At 69.0% G+C, this 6,000-nt stretch carries 6 protein-coding genes; 3 read left to right on the top strand and 3 right to left on the bottom strand.

Translation table 11 applies throughout. From position 1 onward, the window contains the following. Positions 1–40: 40 nt before the first annotated feature. From mddA to DT074_RS17575, 3 genes are all read left to right on the top strand, one after another. On the top strand, positions 41–835 hold the full coding sequence (gene mddA / locus DT074_RS17565) for a methanethiol S-methyltransferase (protein ID WP_119421164.1): 795 nt from the start codon (positions 41–43) through the stop codon (positions 833–835). 72 nt (positions 836–907) lie between these two features. Then, positions 908–1,534: a TetR/AcrR family transcriptional regulator gene (locus DT074_RS17570; RefSeq protein WP_368744744.1), complete on the top strand. Its 627-nt coding sequence runs from the start codon at positions 908–910 to the stop codon at positions 1,532–1,534. A gap of 20 nt (positions 1,535–1,554) precedes the next feature. After that, positions 1,555–3,672 carry an alpha/beta fold hydrolase gene (locus DT074_RS17575; RefSeq protein WP_119421165.1) on the top strand — a complete coding sequence of 706 codons (2,118 nt, stop codon included), beginning with the start codon at positions 1,555–1,557 and terminating at the stop codon, positions 3,670–3,672. Positions 3,673–3,675: 3 nt separating this feature from the next. On the opposite strand, the gene DT074_RS17580 is transcribed toward DT074_RS17575, so the two are convergent. The 3 genes from DT074_RS17580 to DT074_RS17590 form a co-directional block, all read right to left on the bottom strand. Next, positions 3,676–4,449 carry a DUF2182 domain-containing protein gene (locus DT074_RS17580; protein WP_119421166.1) on the bottom strand — a complete coding sequence of 258 codons (774 nt, stop codon included), beginning with the start codon at positions 4,447–4,449 and terminating at the stop codon, positions 3,676–3,678. Between the two features lie 27 nt (positions 4,450–4,476). Continuing rightward, positions 4,477–5,181 (bottom strand): DUF899 domain-containing protein, encoded by a 705-nt coding sequence (locus DT074_RS17585; protein WP_119421167.1) that lies wholly within the window; start codon positions 5,179–5,181, stop codon positions 4,477–4,479. Between the two features lie 101 nt (positions 5,182–5,282). After that, positions 5,283–6,000 (bottom strand): adenylate/guanylate cyclase domain-containing protein (locus DT074_RS17590; RefSeq protein ID WP_162914976.1); only part of this gene is annotated, 718 nt, incomplete at its 5' end.

The following is a 6,000-nucleotide window of genomic DNA, read 5'->3' on the forward strand; positions in this document are numbered from 1 at the left end:
GCGTGGCGCCAACTCAACCCCCGAACCTGGGAGGCTCGTCATGGGTGGGATCATCGCGGTTCTCTACGGTGCAATGGCCTACATGGTGTTCCTCGGCGCCTTCCTGTACGCCATCGCCTTCGTCGGCAACCTGGCCGTGCCGAAGACGATCGACAGCGGCGAGGCCGGCGCGCTGCTGCCGTCGCTGTTGATCGACGTCGCCCTGCTGGGCGCCTTCGCCGTGCAGCACAGCGTGATGGCGCGGCCGGAGTTCAAGCGGCTGTGGACGAAGATCGTGCCGGAAGCGGTCGAGCGCACCACTTTCGTGCTGTTCGCCAGCCTCGTGCTGATCCTGCTCTATTGGCTGTGGCAGCCGCTGCCGGGCACCGTCTGGCTGGTCGAGCATCCGCTCGGCGTCACGGCGCTGTGGGCGGTGTTCTGGATCGGCTGGGGCCTGGTTCTGGTCGCCACCTTCCTGATCAACCATTTCGAGCTGTTCGGCCTGCGCCAGGTCTGGGCCCGATTGACCGGCCAAGCGCTGCCCGCGCCGAAATTTAAGACGCCGGGGCTCTACAAGCGAGTACGGCACCCGATCTATCTCGGCTTCCTGCTCGCCTTCTGGGCGACGCCGGAAATGACCCAGGGCCATTTGCTGTTCGCGGTGGCGACAACGGGCTACATCCTGATCGGCATCCAGCTGGAGGAGCGTGACCTGATGCGGCTGTTCGGCGAGCAATACCGCCGTTACCGCGCCGAAGTCGCCATGCTGATCCCCTGGCCCGGGCGCAAGGTAAGCCCGGCGCCGGCGGAGGACTGGCCGCCGCTCGAGTTGCGGGAGCCGAAGCGCGAGGCATGATCTGAAGACCGCGGCGCCGGCGCGTCGTAGCGCCGGCGACCGGTCGTCGTAGCGAGGACGCGAGGGGGAACGATGGCGCGGGCAGCGGCGAAGGCGGTGGAGGCGAAGCCGGAGACCAAGAGCATGCTGCTGGAAGCGGCGAAGCAGGTGCTGCACCAGAACGGCCTGAGCGGCCTCTCGACCCGCGACGTTGCGCTCTCCGCCGGCGTGCCGCTGAGCCAGATCCACTATCACTTCGGCTCCAAGCAGGGGATGGTGCTGGCCCTGTTCGAATACATGAACGATCAGCTGCTCGACCGGCAGAACGCCCTATTCAGCGACCCGCTGCTGAAGTTGTCGGAGCAATGGGACCGGGCCTGCGATTATCTGGAGGACGACCTCAAGTCGGGCTATGTGCGGGTGCTGCAGGAGCTGATCGCGGCCGGCTTCGCCGATCAGACAGTGGCCAAGGTGATCCGCGCCGGCATCGCCGGCTGGGTCGACCTGATCGCCGGGCTCGCGCGCAAGGCGGAGCGCGAGTTCGGGCCGCTCGGCCCGTTCGCGGCTGAGGAGGTGGCGGCGCTGATCGCCAATGCCTTCATCGGAGCGGAGAGCCTCTATCTGCTCGGACTGGAGAAGAAGGGGCCACCGGTGCGCCGTTCGCTCCGCCGCATCGGCGATCTGATCCGAGTGGCGGAGGGCCAGAAAGCGAAGCGGTGAGGCATCGAAGAGGTGATGTCATGCGCGCCAAGCTGCCTTCGGAGGAAGGCTTCGTCGAACGCGACGGCGTGAAAATCCACTTCGAGGTGTATGGCGGGGAAGTCGGGCCTGCCTGCCCGACCGTGCTGTTCCTGCCGCCCTGGGCGATCGTGCATTCGCGCGTCTACAAGGCGCAGATTCCGTGGTTCAGCGAGCGCTTCCGCTGCATCGCCTATGACGGACGCGGCAACGGCAAATCGGACCGGCCGGAAGCGGTCGAAGCCTATTCGCTCGACCACTACGTCGCCGACGCGCTGGCGGTGCTGGACGCGACCGGCACCGACAGCGCCATCCTGGTCGGGCTGTCCTTCGGCGGCTTCCTGGCCACCATCCTGGCGGCGCACCATTCGGCGCGCGTGCGCGCCGTCGTGTTGGCCGGAACCTCGGCGCTGATCGGGCCAGGCTACGAGCGCATGTCCGTGCCGCATTTCCTCTGCAAGCGCGACCGGTTCGAGGGCTGGGACAAGTACAGCCAGGATTACTGGGAACGCGACTATCCCGGTTTCGCCGACCACTTCATGCGCCAGATGTTCATAGAGCCGCATTCGACCAAGCAGATCGAGGATTCGCTCGGCTGGGCCGGCGAAACGGACGGTGCCGTGCTGGCGAAGACAGTGCTGGCGCGGCAGATTGCGCCGGCCATCGAGGTGGGCGAGGCGATGTACGGCAAGATCGCCTGCCCGGTCCTCGTCATCCATGGCGAGGCGGACCAGATCCAGCCCTATCGGCGCGGCAAGCTGGTGGCGGAGCTCTGCGGCGCCGAGTTCGTCGCCGTGCCGGAGGGCGGGCACAACCCCCTCGGCCGCTTCCCGGCCAAGTGCAACACGCTGATCGACGACTTCCTGGCGCGGCGCCTCGGTCTCGGGGCGATTAGCGCGCCGGCACGACGGCGTGGAGACGGCAAACGGGCACTCTATCTCTCCTCGCCGATCGGGCTCGGGCATGGGCGGCGCGACATTGCTGTGGCGCAGGCGCTGCGCAAGCTGCGTCCGGGCATCGAGATCGACTGGCTGGCGCAGGACCCGGTGACGCGGCTGCTTGCCGCCAGCGGCGAGCGCGTGCATCCGGCGAGCGCCCGGCTCGCCAGCGAGTCACGGCATTTCGAGCTGGAATCCGGGGAGCACGACCTCAACGCCTTCCAGGCGATCCGCCGCATGGACGAGGTGCTGGTCGCCAATTTCATGCTGTTCCAGCAGGCGGTGACGGAAGGCGGGTACGACCTGGTGATCGCCGACGAGGCCTGGGAGATCGATCATTTCTGGCACGAGCATCCGGACCTGAAGAAATCGGCGCTGGTCTGGTTCACCGATTTCGTCGGCTTCCTGCCGATGCCGGAGGGCGGCGCGCGCGAGGCGCTGCTGACCGCCGACTACAATGCCGAGATGATCGGGCATGTCGACCGCCATCCGCATCTGCGCGACCGGGCGATCTTCGTCGGCGAGCCGGAGGACATCGTGCCGCTCAGTTTCGGCCCCGACCTGCCGGAGATGCGCGACTGGATCCCGCGGCATTTCGACTTCGCGGGCTATATCCTCGGCACCCATCCCGCCGGCTTCGGCCCGCGCGAGGAACTGCGCCGGGCGCTGGGCTATCGGCCGGACGAACGGGTGGTTGTGGTCACTGTCGGCGGATCCGGCGTCGGCGCGCCGCTGATCCGCCGCATCCTGCAGGCCTGGCCGCTGGTGCGCGAGCGGGCACCGGATCTGCGTATGATCGTGGTGGCCGGGCCGCGTATCGATCCGGTCTCGCTGGCCGCGCCGGCAGGCGTTGAGATGCGCGCCTTCGTGCCCGATCTCGACCGTCACTTGGCCGTCTGCGACCTCGCGCTGGTGCAGGGCGGGCTCACCACCTGCATGGAGCTCACCGCGGCAGGCACGCCGTTCCTCTACTTCCCGCTCCGCAACCACTTCGAGCAGAACTTCCACGTGGCGCATCGGCTGGACCGCTACCGCGCCGGCCGCCGCATGGACTATGCGACCGCGACGCCGGACTCGATCGCCGATGCGATGCTGGACGCGCTCGCCCGGCCGACCGCGTTCCACCCCGTCGCGGCCGATGGCGCGGCGCGCGCCGCCCGCCTGATCGCCGACCTGCTCTGAGCGTCAGGCGAGTCCGCTCGCCTGCGCGATCAGGAACAGGCCGGCGCCGATGAGGATTGCTCCGACCGCTTGGGCGACATGCTCGCCGGCCGGCGCGAGGCGCTCAGCGGCGATGGCCGCCGTCACCATCACCATGACATGGAGGTCCATGACGCCGAGCGCGATCAGGATCGCCATCAGATTGGCGCAGCAAGAGCTGCATTGCAGGCCGAGCTTGACGCCGTGCCGCCAGGCCCCGCCGGGCGTTGCCCGCAGGCTCCGGTCGCATGCCGGTGCCGCGCTGCATTCGGCGAGACACCGCGCTTTCCACGCGGCGAACTGCAGCACGCCGGCGAGCAGCACGACGATGCCGACGACGTACGGGACAGCGCCGGCCAGCGTCGGAACCTGCATTTGGGCTGCCGCCAGCGTGACGCCGAGCGGATAGATGACGATCCCGATCAGGACCCAGACGGAGAAGTAGCCCGCGCCGGCCAGGGCGGTCAGCCGGCCGAGACGCGGGCCACCGACGGCCCGGCGGTAGCGCCGCAGCATCGGCACCAGCGGCGGCAGCATCATTGCCACCATCATCACCACCCACATGCCGAGGAACGAGGCGGCGGCGGCGAGCCAGCTCTGGTCGCACATCCGCATCCAGGCCATCGACAGGGTCCAGCCGCCAGCCATCGGCATGCCGCCCATGGCCGACATGGCGTCGCACCAGGCGACGGTCACTGCCGCGCTGCCGGCGAAGAGCAGCGCGGCGATGCCGAGGAAGCCGCGGTCCGAGCCGCCCATGCGTTCCAGGCTCCTCGGAAGGATGGTTCAGCGCCGGTCGTATTCGTCGTGCAGCTTCAGCCAGCTCATCACGCCCTCGCCCTCGTTGCGCCCCTTCGGCGTGAGATCGAGCCAGGCGAAGGCGCCCATCAACACCTCGTCGCCGCGGTGATAGGTCGAGTAGGTGTGGAACACGTCGCCCCGCTCGTCCTTGGCGAAGATGCTGGTGCCGTGCATGTCCTCGCTCTGCTTGATCGGCGTGCCGTAGTTGTAGAGGGCGCGCCCGGCGGCGATGTCTTCCTTCCTGAACGACACGCCGAAATCGTAGTTGAAGTCGGTGCCGTGCGAGGAGAGCCAGGGAAAGCTCCAGCCCATCCGCTGCCGGACCTGCTCGATGCGGTCGAGCGGCGCGCGCGAGATCGCGGCGAAGGCGAGATCGGCCTGCTCGAAATGCTGCCGCGCCGCGTCGACATGATCGGCGATAAAGGAGCAGCCCTTGCAGATATGGTCGGAATCCGGCGCCAGCATGTAGTGGTAGACGGCGAGCTGGCTCTTGCCGCCGAACAGGTCGGCGAGCGTGCATCGGCCCTGCGGCCCGATGAAGGTGTACGGCTTCTCGACCTTGACCCAGGGCAGCCGGCGGCGCTCGGCGCGCAGCGCGTCGAGCTCGTGGGTCATGGCGCGTTCCTTGGCGAGCAGCGCCTTGCGCGCGGCGAGCCATTCTTCGCGGGTGGCGATGGTATGTGCGGTCATCGGTCCTCTCCGTTTGCGCGACGCCGTGCGGACGGTCGTCATGCGACAGAGTTAGGGCCGGAGCCGCCGGTGGCGTGAGTTACATGTGTGGCGGGATTCCCTCAGCCGTCCGGCAGGGTGAACACGGGGCAGGGGGCAGCAATGCCGCGCAGATTGTGCTCGCCAAGCGGGATCAGCGGCATGGCGGTCTCGGCGGCGAGCGCGCCGGAGATCAGCACCGAGCGCCCGAGCGGCCGGCACAATCCCTCCAGCCGGCTGACCAGGTTGACTGCCGGGCCCACGGCGGTGAAGTCCAGCCGGTCGGCAGCGCCGATATTGCCCCACAGCATCTCGCCGAGATGCAGCGCCGCGCCGAACGGCAGCGGCGGCAGGCCCTGCTGCCCGCGCGCCGCGTCGAGATGGGCCATGCCGGCGCGGGCGGCGACGATCGCGCGCAATGCCGCCTCGCAGGCCGCGGCCGGTGCGCCGGTGACCGGGAAGATCGCCAGCACCCCGTCGCCGATGAACTTCAGCACCTCGCCGCCGAAGGCGTGCACGGCGCCGGCGACACGGTCGAACCAGGCGTCGAGCGCGGCGATCATCGCATCCGGCTCGGCCGCCTCGGAAAGCGCGGTGAAATCGCGGAGATCGGCATAGAGCAGTGCGGCGCGGATGGTCTCGCCGGTGCCGCGGCCGAGCTGGCCGGCCTGCACCCGGGCGGCGCTGCGCCGGCCGAGATAGGCTTCGAGCAACGTCGTCAGCGCCGCCCGCGCGGCCAGCGCCGCGAGCGGCGCCGCGGCGAAGCGCGCGGCCTGGTGCAAGCGGTCGATCTCGCTCGTC

Source organism: Desertibaculum subflavum (assembly GCA_003576705.1).
GTDB classification, from domain to species: domain Bacteria; phylum Pseudomonadota; class Alphaproteobacteria; order Ferrovibrionales; family Ferrovibrionaceae; genus Desertibaculum; species Desertibaculum subflavum.

What these genes read in the sequence shown, in the direction of transcription:
- DT074_RS17570 (WP_368744744.1), top strand. Translation starts at nt 908, where the DNA reads ATGGCGCGGGCAGCGGCGAAGGCGGTGGAGGCGAAGCCGGAGACCAAG.
- mddA (WP_119421164.1), top strand. Translation starts at nt 41, where the DNA reads ATGGGTGGGATCATCGCGGTTCTCTACGGTGCAATGGCCTACATGGTG.
- DT074_RS17580 (WP_119421166.1), bottom strand. Translation starts at nt 4,449, where the DNA reads ATGGGCGGCTCGGACCGCGGCTTCCTCGGCATCGCCGCGCTGCTCTTC.
- DT074_RS17575 (WP_119421165.1), top strand. Translation starts at nt 1,555, where the DNA reads ATGCGCGCCAAGCTGCCTTCGGAGGAAGGCTTCGTCGAACGCGACGGC.
- DT074_RS17585 (WP_119421167.1), bottom strand. Translation starts at nt 5,181, where the DNA reads ATGACCGCACATACCATCGCCACCCGCGAAGAATGGCTCGCCGCGCGC.